This is a genomic window from Mesoflavibacter sp. CH_XMU1422-2 (assembly GCF_037029245.1).
GTDB classification, from domain to species: domain Bacteria; phylum Bacteroidota; class Bacteroidia; order Flavobacteriales; family Flavobacteriaceae; genus Mesoflavibacter; species Mesoflavibacter zeaxanthinifaciens.
The window spans coordinates 6,035-7,473 of the sequence record NZ_JAYMEE010000085.1; the positions used below are offsets into that span (position 1 = coordinate 6,035).

A 1,439-nucleotide genomic window follows, 5' to 3' on the forward strand; every position below is an offset into this window, starting at 1 on the left:
GGTACAATTATCACAAAACAAACGAATGAATAAAATATTAGCATTTTCGATTACTTTTTTACTATTTGGAATTCAGAAAGGGACAGCTCAAAATTACTTGAATTATTACGAAAAAATAAATGAGGCTGAAATTGCAAATCTTGATAAGGAATTTAAAAAATCTGATTCAATTTATGAGATTGCTTTCGGGCTCGTTAAAAAACCATTCAAGGAAGATTATTTGTTAGCTGCAATTAATTCAGAAAAACTAATCGATAATCAAAAAACTTATCAATATCTGAAAAAAGGAATTTTCAATGGATTGACATTAGGCAGGATGAAAAAGCAGCTGACCGAATTTAAAAAATCAAAACACTGGACATTAATTACAAAAGAATATAATTCTCTTCGTGAAAATCATTTGAGATCTTTGAATTTACCTTTAAGAAAAGAGATTTTAGAAATGGTTAAAAAAGATCAAAAAGTAAGAGCACCCATATTTGGAGGTTACAAGAAAATGAAAAAAACGGATTCTTATAACTACAATCGGCTTTTAAAAATTATTAAAGAAAATAATAATACATGGCCAGGATTTTCGACAATAGGAGAAATAACACCAAAAGGAAAATATGATGTAACTAAAAATATAACATCAATGCCATTACATTTCAAAAAAGAATGGATTGAGAAATTAAAACCATATATGCTTGAAGCTGTTTTGAACGGAGAAATGTATCCATATCATTTTGCAAGAATAATTGATTATAAAAACATACTTGATTGTCAGATATACGGAACTTATAAATACAGCGAAAAATTTGAAGTTGGAGAAATTTGTGATTGTAAAAAAGCAAATCAGGAAAGGAAAAAAATTGGATTTGAAACCGTAGAAGATTTTTATAGAAAAATAGAATCTGAATACAAGTGTGAAACTGAAAAATAATAAATAACTGTACCCAACAACGGCTATAATTCATTGTGGCGGAATTTTCCACGGAAAATTCCTACCTTTAAATCTTCGCTTGGTCTCGGCGGAATGGTCCTAGCGGACAATTCCACAACGAAACCATAGCCAAACCGTTAGCTGTAATATTGCATCAACCAAAAACGCTCAATTCATGCTGATTTTTAGCAACGTAACTCTAAAAAATTGAAAACAGAATTTTAGCCTGTTACGGATCTGAATTTTAAAACGGTGAACGGAACTGAACTCTAAAACTGACTCGTACGGAATTGAATAAATTGCGGTCGAATTCTGTCGCTCAAAACGGAACAGAAACTAAAAAACGGAATGTTGCGCAAAAAAAAGTGGAATAAAAATAAGTTTTCTTTCTACAATTTCGCCAGCTGAATCACATAAAATAAAACAATACTACAGCTAACAAAGAACTGAGGCAATAAACAAGTAAAATATTAATTATTTATTGCTAGAGTACTTCTATGTTCACCATTGTAAGGCA

1 protein-coding gene is annotated in these 1,439 nt (G+C 30.3%); it reads left to right on the forward strand.

Annotated elements, in window-relative coordinates; translation table 11 throughout:
- Positions 1–25: 25 nt before the first annotated feature.
- The gene (locus WA340_RS12805; protein WP_336129374.1) at positions 26–922 is read left to right on the forward strand and encodes a hypothetical protein; all 897 of its coding nucleotides are present in this window, start codon (positions 26–28) and stop codon (positions 920–922) included.
- Positions 923–1,439 lie beyond the last annotated feature (517 nt).